18 protein-coding genes and 1 pseudogene are annotated in these 21,676 nt (G+C 37.8%); 15 read left to right on the forward strand and 4 right to left on the reverse strand.

Annotated elements, in window-relative coordinates; translation table 11 throughout:
* Positions 1-39: 39 nt before the first annotated feature.
* The 4 genes and pseudogenes from metG to QW060_RS15440 form a co-directional block, all read right to left on the reverse strand.
* Complete coding sequence (metG, locus tag QW060_RS15425; RefSeq protein WP_290364782.1) at positions 40-2,100, reverse strand: methionine--tRNA ligase; 2,061 nt, start codon at positions 2,098-2,100, stop codon at positions 40-42.
* A 202-nt stretch (positions 2,101-2,302) separates the two neighbouring features.
* Positions 2,303-2,611: pseudogene (locus QW060_RS28895) on the reverse strand (hypothetical protein); the annotation flags it as partial.
* A 205-nt stretch (positions 2,612-2,816) separates the two neighbouring features.
* Positions 2,817-6,215, reverse strand: coding sequence for a hypothetical protein (locus tag QW060_RS15435; protein ID WP_290364356.1), 3,399 nt, complete (start codon positions 6,213-6,215; stop codon positions 2,817-2,819).
* 185 nt (positions 6,216-6,400) lie between these two features.
* Positions 6,401-6,910: a hypothetical protein gene (locus QW060_RS15440; protein ID WP_290364357.1), complete on the reverse strand. Its 510-nt coding sequence runs from the start codon at positions 6,908-6,910 to the stop codon at positions 6,401-6,403.
* Positions 6,911-7,560: 650 nt separating this feature from the next.
* Between QW060_RS15440 and QW060_RS15445 the strand changes: the two genes are divergently transcribed.
* From QW060_RS15445 to nuoL, 15 genes are all read left to right on the forward strand, one after another.
* A complete protein-coding gene (locus QW060_RS15445) occupies positions 7,561-8,919 on the forward strand; it encodes an autotransporter outer membrane beta-barrel domain-containing protein (protein WP_290364358.1) in 1,359 nt (452 codons plus the stop codon).
* Positions 8,920-8,942: 23 nt separating this feature from the next.
* Positions 8,943-10,025 carry an imelysin family protein gene (locus QW060_RS15450; protein WP_290364359.1) on the forward strand — a complete coding sequence of 361 codons (1,083 nt, stop codon included), beginning with the start codon at positions 8,943-8,945 and terminating at the stop codon, positions 10,023-10,025.
* A gap of 69 nt (positions 10,026-10,094) precedes the next feature.
* Positions 10,095-11,489, forward strand: coding sequence for a di-heme oxidoreductase family protein (locus QW060_RS15455; protein ID WP_290364360.1), 1,395 nt, complete (start codon positions 10,095-10,097; stop codon positions 11,487-11,489).
* Between the two features lie 177 nt (positions 11,490-11,666).
* A complete protein-coding gene (locus tag QW060_RS15460) occupies positions 11,667-12,032 on the forward strand; it encodes an NADH-quinone oxidoreductase subunit A (RefSeq protein WP_290364361.1) in 366 nt (121 codons plus the stop codon).
* A gap of 10 nt (positions 12,033-12,042) precedes the next feature.
* Positions 12,043-12,594, forward strand: coding sequence for an NADH-quinone oxidoreductase subunit B (locus tag QW060_RS15465; protein ID WP_290364362.1), 552 nt, complete (start codon positions 12,043-12,045; stop codon positions 12,592-12,594).
* Positions 12,595-12,596: 2 nt separating this feature from the next.
* Positions 12,597-13,118, forward strand: a complete 522-nt coding sequence (locus QW060_RS15470) for an NADH-quinone oxidoreductase subunit C (protein ID WP_290364363.1) — start codon at positions 12,597-12,599, stop codon at positions 13,116-13,118.
* Positions 13,119-13,129: 11 nt separating this feature from the next.
* Complete coding sequence (locus QW060_RS15475) at positions 13,130-14,365, forward strand: NADH-quinone oxidoreductase subunit D (RefSeq protein WP_290364364.1); 1,236 nt, start codon at positions 13,130-13,132, stop codon at positions 14,363-14,365.
* Positions 14,366-14,370: 5 nt separating this feature from the next.
* Entirely contained in the window at positions 14,371-14,901 is a 531-nt protein-coding gene (locus tag QW060_RS15480; RefSeq protein WP_290364365.1) for a complex I 24 kDa subunit family protein, read from the forward strand.
* A gap of 6 nt (positions 14,902-14,907) precedes the next feature.
* The gene (gene nuoF, locus QW060_RS15485) at positions 14,908-16,275 is read left to right on the forward strand and encodes an NADH-quinone oxidoreductase subunit NuoF (protein WP_290364366.1); all 1,368 of its coding nucleotides are present in this window, start codon (positions 14,908-14,910) and stop codon (positions 16,273-16,275) included.
* A gap of 58 nt (positions 16,276-16,333) precedes the next feature.
* Positions 16,334-17,362 carry a 2Fe-2S iron-sulfur cluster-binding protein gene (locus tag QW060_RS15490; protein ID WP_290364367.1) on the forward strand — a complete coding sequence of 343 codons (1,029 nt, stop codon included), beginning with the start codon at positions 16,334-16,336 and terminating at the stop codon, positions 17,360-17,362.
* A 2-nt stretch (positions 17,363-17,364) separates the two neighbouring features.
* Complete coding sequence (gene nuoH, locus QW060_RS15495; RefSeq protein ID WP_290364368.1) at positions 17,365-18,396, forward strand: NADH-quinone oxidoreductase subunit NuoH; 1,032 nt, start codon at positions 17,365-17,367, stop codon at positions 18,394-18,396.
* A 10-nt stretch (positions 18,397-18,406) separates the two neighbouring features.
* A complete protein-coding gene (locus tag QW060_RS15500; protein WP_290364369.1) occupies positions 18,407-18,946 on the forward strand; it encodes a NuoI/complex I 23 kDa subunit family protein in 540 nt (179 codons plus the stop codon).
* A 1-nt stretch (position 18,947) separates the two neighbouring features.
* Positions 18,948-19,454: an NADH-quinone oxidoreductase subunit J family protein gene (locus QW060_RS15505; RefSeq protein WP_290364370.1), complete on the forward strand. Its 507-nt coding sequence runs from the start codon at positions 18,948-18,950 to the stop codon at positions 19,452-19,454.
* Between the two features lie 2 nt (positions 19,455-19,456).
* Positions 19,457-19,777: an NADH-quinone oxidoreductase subunit NuoK gene (gene nuoK, locus QW060_RS15510; RefSeq protein WP_290364371.1), complete on the forward strand. Its 321-nt coding sequence runs from the start codon at positions 19,457-19,459 to the stop codon at positions 19,775-19,777.
* Between the two features lie 6 nt (positions 19,778-19,783).
* Positions 19,784-21,673, forward strand: a complete 1,890-nt coding sequence (gene nuoL / locus QW060_RS15515) for an NADH-quinone oxidoreductase subunit L (protein WP_290364372.1) — start codon at positions 19,784-19,786, stop codon at positions 21,671-21,673.
* Positions 21,674-21,676: the final 3 nt, after the last annotated feature.

Below are 21,676 nucleotides of genomic sequence, written 5' to 3' on the forward strand. Positions count from 1 at the left end.
TTTCGAGCGGTCTTTTTTATGATTATAGAGAGAACGTAACTATCCTATTGTAGCTCCGTTTTTCACACCTGTTGTGTCCGGATTAACAAATACAAGTTTTCCTTCTGCATTTTCTGTCAGTAATAACATTCCTTCACTTTCTACTCCTCTTAATTTTCTTGGAGCAAGATTCAATAAAACGGTAACTTGCTTTCCAATAAGTTCTTCAGGAGAAAAGTGTTCTGCAATACCTGAAACTATTGTGCGGACATCTAATCCTGTATCTACTTTTAATACCAGTAATTTATTGGCTTTTGGCATTTTCTCTGCTTCAACAATGGTTCCGACACGCAAATCTATTTTAGCAAAATCTTCAAATTGCGCTGTTTCTTTTTGCGGTTCAATGGTTTTTGCTTCTGCAGCATTGGCCGTTTTTGTAGCTTCCAGTTTTTCTATCTGTTTCTGTATGTCTTCGTCTTCAATTTTTCCAAACAACAATTCCGCTTCTCCGATTGTATGACCTGCCGAAAGAAGGTCTGTTGTTTGTGAAAGTTTTTGCCAGTCAATTGGTGTTTCCAATTTCAGAATCACACTTAATTTAGCTGCTGTAAAAGGCAGGAAAGGTTCTGCCAGCGTGGTTAATGCCGCAGCAATCTGTAAAGCGATATACATTTGGGTTTTTACCCGCTCCGGATTCTCTTTGATTAATTTCCATGGCTCTTCATCTGCCAGGTATTTATTCCCTAAGCGCGCTACATTCATCATTTCTCCCAAAGCTTCACGGAAACGATATCTTTCAACAGAACTTGCAATTACTGAAGGATAGGCTTTAAGTTCTGCCAAAGTAGCCTGATCTACTTCTGAGAATTCATTTGGAGCAGGAATCTCTCCGTTGTAGTATTTGTTTGTTAATACCACTACACGATTGATGAAATTACCGAAAATGGCTACCAATTCATTGTTATTTCTTGCCTGAAAATCTTTCCATGTAAAGTCATTGTCTTTGGTTTCCGGTGCATTGGAGGTCAGTACGTATCGTAACACATCTTGCTTTTCCGGAAAATCTACTAAATATTCATTGAGCCAAACGGCCCAGTTTTTAGAAGTAGAAAGTTTGTTTCCTTCTAAATTAAGGAATTCGTTCGCAGGAACATTGTCCGGCAATATATACGTTCCTTCTGCTTTAAGCATTGAAGGAAATATGACACAGTGAAAAACAATATTATCTTTTCCGATAAAATGAACCAGTTTGGTATCTTTATCTTTCCAGTAAGGCTCCCAGTCCTTTCCTTCTTTTTTTGCCCATTCTTTAGTAGATGAAATATATCCGATTGGAGCATCAAACCATACATATAGTTTTTTTCCTTCCGCTCCTTCAACCGGAACATCTATCCCCCAATCTAAGTCACGGGTTACCGCACGTGGCTTCAAACCATCATCCAACCATGACTTTACCTGTCCGTAAACATTGGGCTTCCAGTCATTTTTATGCCCTTCTAAAATCCATTCTCTCAAAAAAGTATCGTACTGATCTAAAGGCAAAAACCAATGTTTCGTTTCTTTAAGAACCGGTGTTGAGCCTGTTATGGTTGACTTTGGGTTGATCAGATCCGTTGCGTTTAAAGAGGTTCCGCATTTCTCACACTGATCTCCATAGGCTTCTTCATTACCGCATTTAGGGCAAGTACCTTTTACGAAGCGATCTGCCAAAAACTGATCTGCTTCTGCATCGTATAATTGAGCCGTTATTTCTTCAATAAATTTTCCGTTGTCATATAATTTTCTGAAAAATTCTGAAGCAGTCTCATGATGTATTGGTGCAGAGGTTCGTGAATAATTGTTAAACGAAATACCAAAATCACGAAAAGAATCTTTTATTATGGTATGATACTTATCAATTACCTGCTGTGGCGTAATGCCCTCTTTTTTGGCTTTCATTGAAATAGCTACTCCGTGCTCGTCGCTTCCACAAATAAACGCAACATCCTGATGTTGCTGGCGCAGAAAACGCACATAAATGTCAGCAGGTACATATACACCGGCCAGATGCCCGATATGTATAGGTCCGTTTGTATAAGGCAAAGCCGCAGTAACCGTATATCTTTTAGGATTTTGTATCATGTAATTCAAAACTTTAATAAAGCAACAAAAATAAGGAAGAATTTTATACTATCTCTCATTTATCTGACACTCTTTTTTATGGATTATACGAATTGTAGCCGATATAAAACTCCTATCTGTAAAAGCATACATCTTATTTATTGTTTAAAAATGAATTCCTTAACAATAAAAAAACCACTCCGAAGAGTGGTTGTATACTATTTTATGGTAACGTCTGGCCTACCTGAATATCGCAACGGTGACCCGGTTGTCCGTGTGCAGGATTTGGTTTTCCTGAAAAACCAGGAGCTGTTTTTTGCGCCGTTTGTTGCTGTGGTACCTGTTGTGGCTGTCCTTGCTGTGCGGCATTGTTTCCTGAACTCAAAAATCCTTTTCCTCCGTTTGCAGGTTGTGCAGGTGTTTGGTTCTGCTGTGTAGGAACTGCAGTTGAAGGCTGACTGTCTAAAGGTGCCCCAACCGGAATCTCACAACGATGGCCTGGTTCTCCATGAGGTGGATTTAATTTCACACCTGATTCTGCTGTTTTTTGCCCGCTATTCGTTGATGATGGCGTTGCTGGCGTTTCAGCAACAGGAGTTGTTGCAGTGTTTTCTGTTTCCTTTGCAGGTTCAGAAGCAGTTTTATTGCACGATGCTAATGACAAAACACCAGCAATTGCTAAAAAGGGAATTATTCTCATACTTTATATACTTTTCTAACAAATATAAAACTTTTCTTTAAAAGAAAGCTCTCAATTGGATACTTCCCGTATGGATTGCTTTTGAGGTTTCAGAAGTTCTTCCCTGATAGCTGATATTGGCATCAAGATATTTAGTTATATTGTGCTGAAGTAAAAAACGCCATGTCATGTTTCTACCCGGCTGCAACCCTTCCAGCATTTGAAAAGCAACTGCAGATAAAGCATTTCCTGTGAATTTATTTTCATAAAACGAAAACTCCCCGTTCATAGAGAATTTTTTATTGGTATTGTAAGTAAAAGAAGTTCCCAACCGATGCTGTACCAATACTTCAAAAGATTCCTGCTGGTTTCGTTTATCTTTAAATTCATAAAAGAAATCAAGACTTGCGTTGGTCGAAAACAGATAAGAGACTTTAGGATTCAATGTATAATTCATCAACCTGTAGTTTTTAGATTCATAATTTTCTGACAAGGTGATCACCTGATCCGTTTTTGCTGTTAGCTGATACAGCCATGTTTTTTGTACCAGATGATTGAACACGAGTTGATGGGTTTTTATACGGGTTTCAAGGCTACCGAAATTTAATAAATTTTTGGTTCTGTTTTCGATATAGGAATAGGTGGTGGAATACCGCTGTTTTCCTCTGTTGAAATAAAAGTTGTTTCTGAAATTGGAGTTGATCGCTACAAGATCTTCTGTACTGTTGTCAAACGGGTTTAAAGGAATGCTGTTGCCCTCCCTAAGGATATTCCGGTCAATTAAATAAGTAGTCTGATTGTGAAACTGACTCATAAATTTTCGAATCCCTGTAGTATTCTGCCAACTACTGAAGTTAAAATTGACCATTTGGGTAAATTTATTCTGATGTGTTTTGACATATATCTGATTCGGTAAAAACATGCGCACATATTTTGCCTGATCTGGATACAGTGCAATTTCAAATTCTTCCAGTTCCTGTATGCCATTATTGTTGTAATCAATCCACATATGCGTTCCCAGTCCCGGTTCTACTTCTATATAGGTAAATTCCTGCTGGGCAATAGCCCCTGAAGTTGTTTCATATAATGTAGAGAGTTGCAGAAAATCTTTAAAATAACGGTCGTTATAGGCAATACGAGAGTTTAATGTATTTTCTGTAGGTGTATCTCCATATTTATAATCCAGAATTCTGTAATTGGCATATACATTTAAATCTGATTTCTGAGTTTTAAACAATTGTGACTTTACATAAAACGAATTTGCCTGAGTAGTTCGCTGCAAACGCTCGTTCTGAAGACTGTCATTGGTTCGGAACTGATAGCCTATTTCTACATACATAGAAGCACTGTCTCCTTTTCCGACAAATACATCTGTCTGAAAATATTTTTGGCTTAGTCCCTGAAATAAATTGGTTTCATTATTTTTGATCTGATAGTCTTCAAGATCAATCACAGCACCTACCCAACGTTTGTCTTTTTTATAAACAGCTCTTGTATTACTGCGTACAAATTGTGTGGTATTGATATTTGATTTCGCCCTGAGAATACTGGAATTGGTGGTCAATGTAAAATTATTTTTTACAAAGTTTCCTGTCAATACATTTTTAAGTCCGTGATAGGACTGACTGTATTCCAATTTATCAAGCTGATATGTAAAAGTACTGTTTTCATTCGGTTTCGCGATCAGACCTAATGTCAACAGGCTCTGATTTCCCAACTGTTCATCTAAACTCCAGTCCCGATCAAATTCAATACTATACAGGCGCTCCAGTGTTCTGAAATTCTGATGTACAAATTGCAAATTGGTAAAAGCATCTACTTTCCATTTAGTAGAAAGAATTCTTTTTCTGGCATTCAACCTTCCTGCCCATCCTTTATTGTTCTGATCATCATAAGGGGAAAAGAGATTCTGATCATTGTTGCTGAATCCAATTTCAGTATCGATAAGCGTTTTTTCATCCGGATTATATTTAGCCATTACCGTAGCCATAGTTGTTTTTGTAGGAGCGATAAGACGGATAACCGGCTCATAATTCCCCTGAGGTATTCCACCAACAGGTTCTACAAATTCGAATATTTTACCGATACCTGCTGATGAAGCCAGTACATAGTTACCCTGATTGTTTCCAACTACCGAGAAGTTGACCATATATAAGGTGTCCTGTGGATTATTGGAATACTCAAAATATTCAAAACCATTATTTGTTACTTTTTTATACAGCACTTTATTTTCAGAAAACGTGTCTTCATAGGCTGATGGTGCCATCATTTTTGACGGATCATTTCCGGCTTCCTTAAGAATATTGACCTGTTCTTTGCTAAGATTCTGTTGTAAGGGTTGGTTTTTTATATCCGTTTCTGTGTATACATATCCTCCAAAATTCCACTTTTTTGTCTGATGAGTGATTCCTCCATATCCTAAAAAGCGGGTATAGTTACGGTCTGTGTACTGGTATTCAATGGCAATACGCATATCAGCAGTAATCGGAAATAAAGATGTAAATCTGATTTCCCCAGAATTATAATCGATTACATAATCGTTATTTTCGCCACGTGTCAGCAAACGTCCGTTTACATACACATTTTCTGAGCCTGAGATAATGAGTATGTATAATTCTTCATTAGAACCCTTTAGTTTATATGGTCCCTGATTCCCTTCCTGCCCTGTGAACTCGCTTTTGGCATATTGGCCTCTTACCAACGCCGCTGCTGCTTCAATTTCTGTTTTGGAATCTTTTCCATTCAGTATAAATTTTGTAGAGATACCCTGTACTTTTTTATTGAAGTTTAAAAAACTGGATTTTCTGTTTTCAATAAATAAATCTCCTGCTTTTATAGACCAGTTTTTTGAAAACAGTTCTATGAATATCTGATCAAATTCATCCATTTTCTGTGAATAGCCCCCATTTTGCAAAGGCACATTACTGTCTTGAATAGAAGCTCTAATACTCACATCATCTGAGAGTTTACCCGTTATCTGTAAATCGAGATTGGAATTGGTCACAAGGTTTTGATTGTTTCCAACAGTAATTCCTCTGGTTATACTTCCATCTGTTACCAATCCGTCAAAAGGTACAAATGTGCTCTGCTTTTTTTCCGGTATTACAAACAGATGCTGCCCCGCTTCATTAGACACCACACGGTTGGTATTGTACAGCGAATAGGTTTGGGTTAAAAAATCAGGATATACCAGATAATCGAGCTTTAAAGAATCATTTACTGGCTGTAAAAGGGTTAGAATCCCTTTAGAAAAATCTATTGTATATAAGGTACTGTCAATTTTGTTCCCGTAAAAATCAGTAAGGTTAAAATATCCTGAGTTGAGCGCCACACTATCAATGATGATATTGGTTTCCTGCGCAGGTATTGTTTTACTACGATACAAAGATTTCGTTTCCTGTGCTAACATACAGGAAAAAGAAAAGAATACGATACCAAACAACAGCCAACGAAACATAGTTTAATAACTCCAAAAGATCAAAAGTAGTGTATTTTACATATAAAATAGTTGCGAATTAATGTTATGCTACAGAATTTTATAAATAACTGGATGTTGGTTATTTCATAATAAATAATTGGCTATATATAACTCAGCCATAAAAAAACGGTTCCTAAAGAACCGTTTTTGCATTTTTAAAAACTTTATTGTCTTTGATAAACGTATCGTTTTACTTTTGTTACTCCAAATGTAGTAGTAGTTTCTTCATAATAAAATTTATGACTGGCATTTGTAAAGCGGATGGTACGATTTTCTGTTGTACCATTAATTTTAAGTGTATAGTTATTTTCCTGTGCTGACCAAGAACCTACACCCTGCCAATCTTTTTCACACTTTATTACGTTATTATTATCCTGTGAAAGATTTTCAACAACAGCATTGGAATTATCATGCTCAAACAAAGCTTTAGGCCTTTGAGAAACAGCATAAATTTCATGTACAAATTGCTCTGCGCTGAATATATAAGTTTCTTCTAAAGAGCAATCGCTAAGCCGTAAAGCAATTCCATTTTCATGTTCTTCTACCAATTTCCAGATACCAATAATAGGATTTACATTTTTAGTCGGAGTGGCAACACTGGAATCATCCTTATTACAGTTAACAAGAAAAAGAGCAGAGATAATTAATACTGATAGTGTTTTCTTTTTTTTCATTTTTTATGTTTTAAGATTATTTATACTTATTTATTTCTTATCCGATTCTAATCGTATTAAAAATGGTTGTCATTCTGTAGTGAATAGGCTATGCAATGAGATAGAATTAAGTCTCTGGATATTTGTATTAAATCCATCAACGAATTGATTAAATGGAGAAATCATAGTGGTTAGTGAAGATTTCTCAACGAAAATATTATAAGACTAATACTTTAATCGTATTCTCTTTTAAATCATACCCATAAAAAATAATACTATTTAATGTAGCTTGAGATAATCATAACAGTCATTATATCCTAAGTAATAAAATAGCTTATCTTAATATCCGTCTTTTATTGTTCTATACAGAACTGTTGAAAGTCATATCAATCTGTTTATAATAGTTGCTGAAACATCCTGCAACTTCTTAAGATTTCTTTTATAAACAGGCAACTGTTTCCTATTGCTATGACAAATATATAAACTTTTAATACAAAACAAAAAAATATTTCTTTATCTGTTCATCTACAGAAAACTACTTTCTGAGCTGCCATCATAACTACAGGTTATATATCACAACATTACTCTAAATAAAAAGTTAAAAAATAAATTATTTTTATTTAGACTGTATTTAAATAAATTATATATTTGCCGAAAATTCGTCCTTTACAATGAAAAAAGTATTCCTCTTTTTCACGCTATTTTCATCTGTATCATTGCTTGCTCAAAAAGTAGATTCTTTAGATATACAGAAAATAAAAGCAGAAATTAAACAAGAGCTTCGTGAAGAATTAAAGACAGAAATAAAAAACGATTTTTCTAAAGAAAATAAGTCGCTTTTTAGCTGGAGTAATTTTACCCTAAGCGGTTATGGAGTAGTAAATTATTACAACTACACCAAATACGATACTGATTTAAACATCAAAGATAAATTTGATCCTGAGCGACTCAATTTGTATCTAAATTATGAATTTAACAGCTGGATTAAACTGAAAACGGAAATCGAGTTTGAACATGGCGGAACAGGTGCCACAATAGAGCTTGATACTCAGGAAGAATTTGGTGAATACGAACAGGAAATTGAGTCGGGAGGAGAAGTGAAACTCGAGCAGCTCTATCTCGATTTCTCTATACATCCCGCATTTAACGTGCGTGCAGGACGCATGAAAATCCACTTCGGACTTGCACAGAACTTGGACCGTCCTACCAGCTATTTTACCACACATCGGCAAGAGATGGAAAATGAAATACTTCCGCTGGGCTGGTATGAAAACGGTTTACAGTTTTATGGAAAATTCTGGAAAAACCGCTTATTATACGAAGTATCGATTACAAGTGGGTTAGATGCCAGCGGTTTTAGTTCAAGAGGCTGGATTAAAGACGGATATCAACAGCGTTTTGAGATGTCTGTAGGAGAATCTTTAGCTTATACTCTGCGACTGGATTATAAGTTCGGCACCCATAAAAACACTTATGCCGGTATGGCCTTTTACGTGAATGATGCCGCTGCCAACCGACCAAAAAATGATATGGATAAATCAGCCTACGTAAAAATCGTAGAAGCCCATATCACATATAACGAAAAACACATTAGATTTAATGCCATAGGCTTATATGGTGACATTGAAAACTCAGACCTCGTAACCCGCAAGAATGCTTCTCTATCTAACAATTTAGGAGTAAAAAGAACCCCTGTTGGTAAAAAAGCAGTAGGTGTTTCAGCAGAAATAGGCTATGAAGTTCTGCATTTTATTAAAGCAGATGCCCAACAACAGGTATATCCGTTTGTACGCTATGATTATTATGATACTATGTATGAAACAGAAGGTGCTGTTGTAAAAAAACCCAGATGGGAAAGGAACGCAGCAACAGCTGGAATCAACTGGCTGATAACACCAAACATTGTGGCTAAAGCCCATTATCAAAATAGAACTCTGGGATCAGAACACTTTGATCCTATCACCTCTTTAGGTACAGGTAAAAAACAAAAAGAAAACACATTTTCTGCCGGTATCGCATTTTCATTCTAAAAAACAACTTAAATATATAACTAATGAAAAATAATTTCTTTAAAATGGCATGTGTCGGATTTGCAACATTAAGTTTTGTTGCATGTAGTGATAACGATGACAGCACAGGAACAGATCCTCAAAACGCTACTTTACAGGAAGTAGTGAGCAATACTTCAAACAATGTGATTATTGCTACTTACAATGATTTAAATCAAAAAGCTATTGCATTGACTTCTGTAATCAATCAGTTGGCAACAACGCCTAACGCAGCTAATTTACAGGCAGCAAAAGAGGCATGGGTAGCTGCCAGAGCACCATGGGAGCAGACAGAAGGCTTTTTATACGGACCTGTTGACAGCGAAGGTATTGATCCTGCTATGGACACATGGCCGGTAGATGTAGAAGCGATGAACAACATCCTTAACAGCAGCAATGCCATTACTGTACAAACAATAGAAAACAATAATGAGGCACGTGGATTCCATTTAATTGAGTTTTTACTATGGGGAGAAGCAGGTAATAAAACTGCGCAGCAACTTACCGTACGCCAATTAGAGTTATTAAAAGCAGCAGCTACTGATTTGCAAAACAATACCCAAAAATTATACAACGGATGGATTGCATCAGGAGGTAATTTTGTAAACAACTTCCTTAACCCTTCTCCAGAAGTATATCCTTCTTACACAGCTGTACTTGAAGAAATTACTGAAGGTTTGATTATCATTGCTGATGAAGTAGCTAACGGAAAAATAGAAGATCCGTTAAATCCGGAATCATCAACTCCAAAACCGGAGTTGGAAGAATCGCGTTTCAGCAACAACTCTAAACTGGATTTTGCAGATAATATGAGAAGTATTCAAAATATCTATTTAGGAAAATATGGAACAAACGGAAATGGAAAAGGGCTAACCACACTTATTGCAGCTAAAAATCCTGCATTGGATACCAAAATAAAAAATGCTGTTACAGCTGCAATCAATGCAATTAATGCAATTCCAGGTACTTTTACCGAAGCAATTTACAGTAATAAAAATGCCGTAAAAGATGCACAGCAAAAAGTGAGAGATCTACAAACTATACTACAGGCAGAATTAAAACCATTTGTGGTTAATAATCTGCAGTAAACACTACTAATTATTCACCAAAAGCCCTTACATATTATTATGTGGGGGCTCTTGCATAAAAATTAACGAATGAAAATCAGTAAAGTCATTTTACTGTTATCGTTGCTCTTGTTTCTGGTCAGCTGTTCCTCAAACGATGATTATACATCAATTGAAGAAAGTAACTACCCTGATCTCTCACTGAGAAAAATGGCCGGAGGCGATAATACCATTTTTACCAATACAAGCAACTCTTACAGTACACCTTCACCCGCTCTGACAGTAGATGAATTATCAACCCATCTCAAAGGAGATTTAGATTTTGAATCCATTTTTGTAACGGCTCCAAACGATGTCAATTCAGGATTAGGCCCGATTTTCAACAATTCATCATGTATCTCATGTCATCCCAGAGATGGCAGAGCTGCTCATCCGGTAAACATGACATCAAGAAGCGGTCTATTGTTACGCACAAGCCTTCCCGGAACCAGTATTAACGGAGGTCCTGTAGCTGTTAGCGGCTTTGGACTACAAATACAAAATCAGGCATTATACAATTTTCTGCCTGAAGCTGAATATACAGTGCAATACGAAGAAATTACGGAAACACTCGCGGACGGAACTATTGTATCGTTGAGAAAGCCTGTTTTTGGGGTTATCAATACCTACATCCCTTTTCCTCAGGATGCATTGCTCTCCCCCAGAATTGCACCACCCGTATTCGGTCTTGGACTCTTAGAAGCGATACCCGAACAAGCTATTCTGGCAGCGCAGGATCTTAACGATCATAATCAGGATGGTATATATGGAAAAGCGAATTATGTATGGAATCCGCTGACTCAAAGATCAGAATTAGGAAGATTTGGCTGGAAAGCCAACGTTTCTAATCTTCTGATACAGTGTGCAGCTGCATATGTTGAAGATATGGGTATTACCAATTATATCTTTCCCTTTGAAACCGGATATGGACAATCTAACGGTTCCGATGGATTTGATGATGATCCTGAATTACCAGATGAAAATCTGGCAAATATTACATTTTATACACAAACGCTCGCAGTACCGGCACCAAGAAACACTGATAATATCACCGTTCGCAAAGGAGCCAGAATTTTTGAGAATCTACTATGCGCTACTTGCCATACCCCAAAACAGCAGACGGGCTACAGTTCTATAAGGGCTTTATCATATCAGACGTTCTATCCTTATACAGATATGCTGCTGCATGATATGGGTGACGGACTGGCTGATAACCGACCTGACTTTCTTGCAAACGGCAGAGAATGGAAAACGCGCCCGCTTTGGGGAATTGGTCTGAGTTTCGTAGTAAACAACCACACAAATTTCTTACACGACGGCAGAGCGAGAAATCTCACAGAGGCTATTTTATGGCATGGAGGTGAAGCAGAAAACGCTAAGCAAAAATTCAAGCAGTTATCTAAAGAAGACAGAGAAGCACTATTACAGTTTATTCAATCATTATAACCGACACAGTACAAAAAAAATGAAAAGAGAAACCTTCCTCAGGTTTCTCTTTTCTTATTTAAACTAATTTTAAATTAGTCTCAAAGCTTCAATAAAACCGGATACTTAATCTTAAACCATTTTTAAACTGCCATTATAGTTTTATATTTGTGAATTATATCAAAAATTTTTACAAATATGACTTCTAATCAGTTTGATTTTGTACCGATATTAATGCAATTAGGCTTCGCTGCAGGGTTTGTAATATTGACTATTTACATATCAAGTCTGCTTGGGCCTAAAAGGGCATCTAAGAATAAAGACATCAACTTTGAGTGTGGAATTGAATCTATCGGAAACGCCAGAATACCTTTCAATGTAAAGTATTTCCTCGTAGCCATTCTTTTTGTTCTGTTCGATGTTGAGGTTATATTTATGTATCCCTGGGCAGTAAATTTTAAAGAGTTTGGATGGGATGGATTATGGAAAATGGGCATCTTTATGTTCCTGCTGGTGATCGGTTTGTTATACGAATTCAAGAAAAAAGGATTAGAATGGGATTAATTCAGAAAGTATGAGCACTGATTCAAAAATAAATAAAGTAGATCCTCCGAAAGGATATGCCGGAGAAGGTTTTTTTGCAACAAAACTAAGTGAAGTTGTAGGTTTAGCAAGAGCTAACTCACTATGGCCTTTGCCTTTTGCTACTTCTTGCTGCGGTATTGAATACATGGCAACGATGGCAGCAACATACGATATCGGAAGATTCGGATCGGAACGAATGAGTTTTTCTCCGAGACAGGCCGATATGCTATTGGTAATGGGTACTATTGCTAAAAAAATGGCTCCTATTTTACGTCAGGTATACGAACAGATGGCAGAACCTAAATGGGTAGTTGCTGTTGGAGCCTGCGCCAGTTCAGGAGGTGTATTTGATACGTATTCCGTTTTACAGGGTATTGATAAAGTAATACCGGTAGACGTATATGTACCGGGATGTCCTCCAAGACCGGAACAAATTCTCGACGGTATTTTACAGCTTCAGGAAATTGTAAAAAATGAATCGGTACGAAGAAGAAGTTCGGAAGAATATAAACACTTATTAAACTCATACAATATCGAATAACTATGAGCTTAACAAACGAAAACATACAAAAGGCACTGATCGGAAATTTTGGTATGAAAGTATCAGAATTTCACCAGTCACATGATATTCTTACTTTAGAGGTTCAGGCAGATGCGCTTTATGAAGTCATTCGCTTCCTCAAAGAAGATACCGCAATGAACTTTAACTTTCTTACTGATGTGTGTGGTGTACACTATCCTGACTATGAAGAAAGTCGTCAGTTCGCAGTTGTTTACCATCTGCACAACTGGTTCGAAAATGTTCGTATCCGTATCAAAACCTATTTAAAAGCATCACAACCAGAAGTTGATTCTATTGTAACCTTATACCCTGGAGCCAATTGGCAGGAAAGAGAAACCTACGATTTTTACGGAATACAATTTAAGGGGCATCCGCAATTAAAGCGGATTCTCAATATGGATGAGATGCAATCCTTCCCTTTGCGAAAAGAATTTCCTCTTGAAGATCAGGGAAGAACTGACAAAGATGACCGTTTCTTCGGAAGAACCGGCCCTAACTGTTAATATAAAAATATATGTCTGATTTATTATTAACTCCAGAAAATAGATTTCAAAAACAAATCGAGGCTCGTTTAAAAGAAGACGGTGTTGAACTTTCTATTTTAAATTTGGGACCTACTCACCCTGCTACGCACGGTATTTTTCAAAACATCCTGCTTATGGATGGTGAAAAAATATTAGACGGAGAAGGAACTGTAGGATACATTCACCGTGCCTTTGAAAAAATAGCTGAAAACCGTCCTTTTTATCAAATAAACGTCCTTACCGACCGTCTGAACTACTGTTCATCACCTATTAACAATACGGGTTGGTGGATGACTGTAGAAAAAGCATTGGGTATTGAAATACCAAAAAGAGTACAATATCTGCGTGTTATCATCATGGAGTTGGCTCGAATAGCCGATCATATCATCTGCAGTTCAGTAATGGGAGTAGATACCGGAGCACTTACAGGTTTCTTATATGTAATGCAGTACCGCGAAAAAATCTATGAAATTTATGAAGAAATCTGTGGCGCAAGACTGACAACCAATATGGGAAGAATCGGTGGATTTGAAAGAGAATGGTCGCCAAAAGCTTTCCAAAAGATAGATGAATTCTTAAACGAATTCCCGGCAGTATGGACTGAATTTGAAAATATGCTTACACGAAACCGTATTTTCATGGACAGAACCATTGGTGCAGGAGCAGTTTCAGCAGAAATGGCCATGAGCTATGGCTTTACAGGTCCAAACCTGAGAGCAGCCGGTATAGATTATGATGTTCGTGTGGCACAGCCATACTGCTCATATGAAGATTTTGAATTTGACATTCCTGTAGGACAAAATGGTGATTGTTATGATCGTTTTGTAGTGAGAAACGCTGAAGTATGGGAAAGTATCAAAATCATCCGTCAGGCATTGGAAAAAATGCCGGAAGGACCCTACCATGCTGATGTTCCGGATTACTATCTTCCACCTAAAGAAGATGTATATGAAAACATGGAAGCCCTTATCTATCACTTTAAAATAGTGATGGGTGAAATCCCGGTTCCCAACACTGAAGTATACAACGCAGTGGAAGGCGGAAACGGAGAACTTGGCTTTTATTTAATCACTAATGGCAGCAGAACCCCTTATCGACTGCATTTCAGAAGACCTTGTTTTATCTATTATCAGGCCTACAATGAGATCGTAAAAGGGCAAAGTCTATCAGACGCTATTATCACCTTATCAAGTATGAATGTTATTGCTGGAGAATTAGATTGTTAATCATCATGGAGAAAACGAATCATAAACAAGAGATCAACATAACGCCTCAGTTAATGGAGCGTATCAACGAACTCATCAGCCATTATCCGGAAGGAAAACAAAAATCGGCTTTGCTGCCAGTTCTTCATGAGGTACAGGATGCTCACGATAACTGGCTTAGTGTAGAACTACAGAATAAAGTTGCTGAATTATTACAGATACAACCTATTGAAGTATATGAAGTAGTTACCTTCTATACCATGTTTAATCAAAAACCGATAGGAAAATACATGTTCGAATTCTGTACAACTTCATGTTGTGCCATCAACAAAGCAGAAGACATGATGGAATACACCTGCAATAAGCTTGGTGTACAGCCGGGACAGGTTACTGAAGACGGTATGTTTTCCGTTGTCGGTGTACAATGCCTCGGAGCGTGTGGATATGCACCGATGATGCAGGTAGGAGATTTCTACCACGAACATCTTACAAAAGAAAAAATCGATGCCATCATTGAAGACTGCAGAGTTGGCAAAGTTGTTTTACACGATAAATAATATACCATGGGAAAAAAGATATTATTAGACAAGATTAATATTCCGGGTATCAAAACCTATGAAGTATACCGCCAGCACGGAGGTTATGCTTCTGTGGAAAAAGCATTAAAAAACATGACTCCTGATGAAGTTACCGAAGAAGTAAAAACATCAGGGCTTAGAGGACGTGGAGGTGCCGGATTCCCAGTAGGACTGAAATGGAGTTTTATTGACAAAAAATCAGGAAATCCAAGACACCTTGTGTGCAATGCAGATGAATCAGAACCGGGCACTTTTAAAGACCGTTATCTGATGGAATACATCCCTCACTTATTGATAGAGGGAATGATAACTTCTTCTTTTGCTTTGGGAGCCAACCTTTCTTATATCTATATCCGCGGAGAATATATGTGGGTATTCAAAACGTTGGAAAGAGCGATTAAAGAAGCCTATGCAGCCGGATGGCTCGGAAAAAACATTCTGGGCAGCGGTTTTGACCTTGATTTGCACGTTCACTGTGGTGGCGGAGCTTACATCTGTGGAGAAGAAACAGCACTAATAGAGTCCCTTGAAGGAAAAAGAGGAAATCCGCGTATCAAACCGCCGTTTCCTGCAGTAAAAGGTCTATGGCAAAACCCTACTGTGGTTAATAATGTTGAGTCTATTGCAACTGTGCCATGGATCGTATTAAACTCAGGAGAAGAATATGCAAAAATAGGAATAGGACGTTCTACAGGAACCAAATTATTCTCTGCATCCGGACATGTAAAAAAGCCTGGAGTATATGAAATTGAAATGGGTATGACTGTAGAAGAATTTATTAATTCTGATGAATACCTTGGCGGAATGGTTGATGACCGCCCGCTAAAAGCCCTGATTCCGGGTGGTTCATCAGTACCGATTCTTCCTAAAGACCTCATTTACAAAACAGCCAACGGAGAAGATCGCCTTATGACCTATGAATCATTGGCTGATGGTGGTTTTGCAACCGGTTCATCATTGGGTTCAGGAGGTTTCATTGTGTATAATGATACCAGTTGTATCGTTAGAAATACATGGAATTTTGCCCGCTTTTACCATCACGAAAGTTGTGGACAGTGTTCGCCATGTCGTGAAGGAACAGGATGGATGGAAAAAGTTTTGTGGAGAATAGAAAACGGACAAGGCCGTATGGAAGACATCGATCTGCTATGGGATATCCAGAGCAAAATCGAAGGAAACACGATTTGTCCATTAGGAGATGCTGCGGCATGGCCGGTAGCGGCAGCGATACGCCATTTCAGAGATGAATTTGAATTTCATATCAGATTCCCTGAAAAAATCAAAAACAGAGACCACTTTACGGCCGAACCTTTTGAGAAAGTAAAACACTTTTTACAGGGACAAACCGTATAACATAACAAAAACAACAAAAAAGTCAAGCCTAAAAGCCAGCTTGTAATAACTAAAGAGTATGAAAGTTACAATAGATGGACACGAAATAGAAGTAGAACCGGGGACAACGATCCTCCAGGCTGCTCGTATGATCGGTGGAGAAGTAGTTCCGCCGGCAATGTGTTATTACTCTAAACTAAAAGGCAGCGGAGGAAAATGTCGTTGCTGTCTTGTAGAAGTATCAAAAGGAAGTGAAGCTGATCCGCGTCCGATGCCAAAACTAATGGCATCATGCGTAACCGGAGTGATGGATGGCATGGAAGTGAAAAGTACATCCTCTCCACGTGTAACGGAAGCAAGAAAATCCGTAACCGAATTTTTGCTGATCAACCACCCTTTGGATTGTCCGGTATGTGATCAGGCAGGAGAGTGTGATTTACAGAACCTGAGCTACAACAACGGAAAAGAAGCAACACGCTTTCATGAAGAGAAACGTACATTCGAACCTGAAAACATAGGAGAAAACATCCAACTGCACATGAACCGCTGTATTTTGTGCTACCGTTGTGTGTATACGGCAGACCAGCTTACAGACTGCCGTTCTCACGGAGTTATCGGACGTGGTGACCATGCACAGATATCTACTTATATTTCCAAAGCAATAGATAATGAGTTTTCAGGAAACATGATCGATGTATGCCCTGTAGGAGCATTAACGGATAAAACGTTCCGTTTCAAATCGAGAGTGTGGTTCAATAAACCTTTCAATGCTCATAGAGATTGTGATAAATGTTGTGGAAAAACAACGCTTTGGATGTTTGGAAATGAAATACAACGTGTAACAGCGAGAAAGGATGAATACCATGAAGTTGAAGAATTCATCTGCAACGAATGCCGTTTCGATCACAAAGAAGTAAATGACTGGGTAATAGAAGGTCCTCGTAAATTCGAAAAATTCTCTGTAATCAATCAGAACAATTACACCCGAAAAATGGATACAGTAAAAATCGCAACGGAAAAGCAGATTTTAATGGGACGTGATCTGGATCGTAAAAAAATCAGTATGAAAGACGTTCCGTTGAACGAAGGTAATACGCTAAAACAATAAGTATGGAGCAAGCAATCATTATAGAAAAAGGCGTCATCATATTGGTAGTTTTTGCCATTACTATGCTATTTGCTATGTACTGTACACTGGCAGAGCGAAAAATTGCTGCCTGGATACAGGATCGTAGAGGTCCCAACAGAGCAGGTAAAGGAGGTATTCTTCAACCACTTGCAGATGGACTAAAACTTTTTTCAAAAGAAGAATTTATGCCAAATACTCCTAATACATTCCTATTTGTATTAGGACCAACGATTTCCATGACGATGGCATTGATGACCAGTGCTGTAATTCCGTGGGGAGACAAACTCATCATCGGCGGACGCGAGGTGATCTTGCAGGCAACTGACATCAATGTAGCAATGCTGTATGTATTTGCCGTATTATCCGTTAGCGTTTACGGAATCATGATTGGCGGATGGGCATCTAACAACAAATACTCTCTGATGAGTGCCATGCGTGTTGCTTCACAAATGATCTCTTATGAAATAGCGATGGGGTTATCTATCGTAGCGCTGCTTATGATGCATAGTTCTATGAGTTTGAGAGAAATTGCAGCCAACCAGAACGAATGGCATTGGAACGTCTTTTACCAACCGCTTGGATTTTTAATATTTCTCATCTGTTCATTTGCAGAAACCAACAGAACGCCATTTGATTTGGCAGAATGTGAACAAGAGCTTATCGGAGGGTATCATACTGAATATTCGTCCATGCGTATGGGATTCTTCCTGTTTGCAGAATATGCAGCTATGTTTATATCTTCAACGCTGTTGGCCGTTTTATATTTCGGAGCTTACAACTATCCGGGTATGACATGGGCAGCAGAAAACTGGGGTATTAATGTGGCAAACGGAATCGGAATTGCTGTTTTATTTGCAAAAATATGTTTCTTCCTTTTCGTTTATATGTGGGTTCGCTGGACAATTCCGCGTTTCCGATACGATCAGTTAATGAACTTAGGATGGAAATCGCTTATTCCATTAGCGATAATCAATATTATTATAACCGCTGTGGTTATTTTATTAAATCAATAAACTACTGAAAATGTCTATACAAACCATATCATTATCAGGAAGAAAAAAACAGGTTGCCAATAAAAAAATGAGTTTTATTGAGCGTCTGTACCTTGTAGCCATCTTTAAGGGACTCGCTACAACATTAAAACACTTATTTAAAAAGAAAGTGACCATAAGCTATCCCGAAGAAAAACGTCCGTTTAGTGATGTATACAGAGGCCAGCATACACTTATGCGTGATGAAGAAGGTCGTGAGCGCTGTACAGCCTGCGGATTGTGCGCTTTATCTTGCCCTGCAGAAGCTATCACCATGAAAGCAGCAGAACGCAAACCGGAAGAAAAGCACCTGTACAGAGAAGAAAAATATGCTGAGATATATGAGATAAATATGTTGCGTTGTATCTTTTGCGGGTTGTGTGAAGAAGCATGTCCGAAACAGGCCATCTATCTTACAAAATCTAAAAAGATTGTGCATGCAGATTACTCCAGAGAACATTTTATCTTTGGAAAAGAACAATTGGTAATGCCATTGGATGCAGCCATTCAGAATACTCAAAAATTAGCATAGTATGATAGAGATATTATTTTACATTCTTTCAGCGCTGACGCTCGGAAGTGCAATGATTACAATTTTAAGTAAAAATCCTATCCACAGCGCCATCTGGCTCGTAGTCAGTTTTTTTAGTATTGCAGGTCATTATGCTTTATTGAATTCACAATTCTTAGCTATGGTTCACATTATTGTGTATTCTGGAGCCATCATGATTCTAATGCTGTTTACCATCATGCTTATGAACCTAAACATCAGCAATGAAATATCAAAACCGATTGTTACAAAAATAACAGCAGTGGTTGCTTTCTGTCTGGTAGGATTATTATTAGTTTCTGTATTGGCACAGCATGCAACAGCCATAGACGGCTATGTAAATTCAGGACAGGATTATCAGTCTATTGAAGTGCTTGGAAAAATACTATTGGATGAATTTATCGTTCCGTTTGAAATGGCAGCCGTATTATTACTGATGGCCATGATTGGAGCTGTACTCATCTCTAAAAAAGATAAAAAAACGGTATAACTATGGAAAATATATTACAAATCATAGGAATCGAAAACTATATCTATCTGGCAGTACTGCTATTTAGTATAGGTGTATTTGGTATTTTGTACCGAAGAAATGCCATTGTTATGTTCATGTCTATTGAAATAATGCTCAATGCTGCCAATTTGCTGTTAGTTGCTTTTTCAAACTATCATCAGGATGGGAGCGGACAGGTATTCGTATTTTTTACCATGGCGGTAGCAGCCGCTGAAGTTGCTATAGGACTGGCTATACTGGTCGCTATTTTCAGAAACGTCGGTTCAATAGATATCGATAAATTAAAAAATTTAAAAGGTTAATTATAGATGGATACAAATATTTTGCTGCTTTTATTGATTGTACCTTTTATCGGATTTTTAATCAATATCTTTTTTGGAAAAACCATAGGAAAGAATCTATCGGGAATCATCGGAACACTGACTATCGTTATTTCTTTTGTGATCTCAGTTATTCTTTTCTTACAGATCAAAGAAACACAGGAGCCGGTAAGACTTCATCTGTTTGACTGGATCACCTTAGAAAAATTTAAAATTGATTTTGCTTTTTATTTTGATCAATTATCGGTTTTATGGTTATTATTTGTAACGGGAATCGGATCATTGATACACCTCTACTCTACGAGTTATATGAAAGAAGACGAAAACTTTCATAAGTTTTTTGCTTACCTGAATTTGTTCGTGTTTTTCATGCTGGTATTGGTTACCGGAAGCAACCTTCTGATCATGTTCATCGGTTGGGAAGGAGTTGGTTTATGCTCCTACCTGCTCATCGGGTTCTGGTATCAGAATCAGGAATACAACAATGCTGCTAAAAAAGCATTTATCATGAACCGTGTCGGAGATTTAGGATTTCTGATCGGAACTTTTATCATTGCATATTCATTCGGAACCGTAGATTTCATGGAACTTCGTGAAAGCTTATCCGGTGGTATTGCTACTTCAACACTTGCTTTGCTGGGCTGTGCAAACCTGGCGCTTTTCATCGCTGCTACAGGAAAAAGTGCGCAATTACCACTTTATACATGGCTGCCGGATGCAATGGCAGGACCAACACCTGTTTCTGCTCTTATTCACGCAGCAACAATGGTAACTGCCGGAATTTTTATGATCACACGGCTAAATTTCTTATTTGATCTTACACCGAATGTCCAACATCTTATCGCTGTGGTCGGAGGTCTTACTGCTTTGGTAGCTGCCTCTATCGGTCTTGTTCAGAATGACATCAAAAAAGTATTGGCCTACTCTACTGTTTCTCAATTGGGACTTATGTTTATGGCACTCGGATTCGGAGCTTATGAGATCGCCGTTTTCCATGTCATCACACATGCCTTTTTCAAAGCATGCCTTTTCCTTGGTTCAGGTTCAGTGATACACGCCATACACGGTGAGCAGGATATGCGCCATATGGGAGGATTAAAAAATGTGATGAAAATAACGTATGTTACCTTTTTAATCTCCTCGTTAGCCATTTCAGGTATTCCTCCATTTTCCGGATTCTTCTCCAAAGATGAAATTCTTATGGTGGCTTTCCACGAAAACATCACTTTATGGGTGATCGGTTCTTTAGCTTCTATCATGACTGCTTTTTATATGTTCCGATTACTATACCTGACGTTCTTCAACAAATTCAGAGGTACGGAAGAGCAAAAACATCATTTACACGAAAGCCCTGCAGCAATGACAATGCCGTTGATCATCCTTGCAGTATTAGCAATCATAGGCGGAGCCATCAGTTTACCGGGCAGCAGTTGGTTAAACACGTATCTTGCTCCTGTAATCCTTAACAATGCAGCTGCACATCCGCATCATTTGGGAACTACAGAATACATTCTTATGGGAGTAGCTGTAATAGGAGCCTTAATAGGTATCGGAATTGCATACAGCAAGTACATCAAAAAACAGGAACTGCCATTGAATGACAACCAGTCAAACGGTATTCATAAAGTATTGGTAAACAGTTACTATATAGACAACATCTATAATTTCTTGATTATTATGCCGCTTAACATTTTAGGGAATTTCTTTAAAAAAGTAACGGAAGTAATAATCTCCGGAGTTGTTTTCGGGTTTGCAAAATTTGCAGACGAATTGTCTTATCAAGGAAAAAAAGCACAAAACGGAAATATCGGATTGTATTTATTTGCATTCGTCATCGGTGTCTGTGTGATTATTTATTATTTATTCATAGCAAGATAATTT

Source organism: Paenimyroides ceti, from assembly GCF_030409925.1.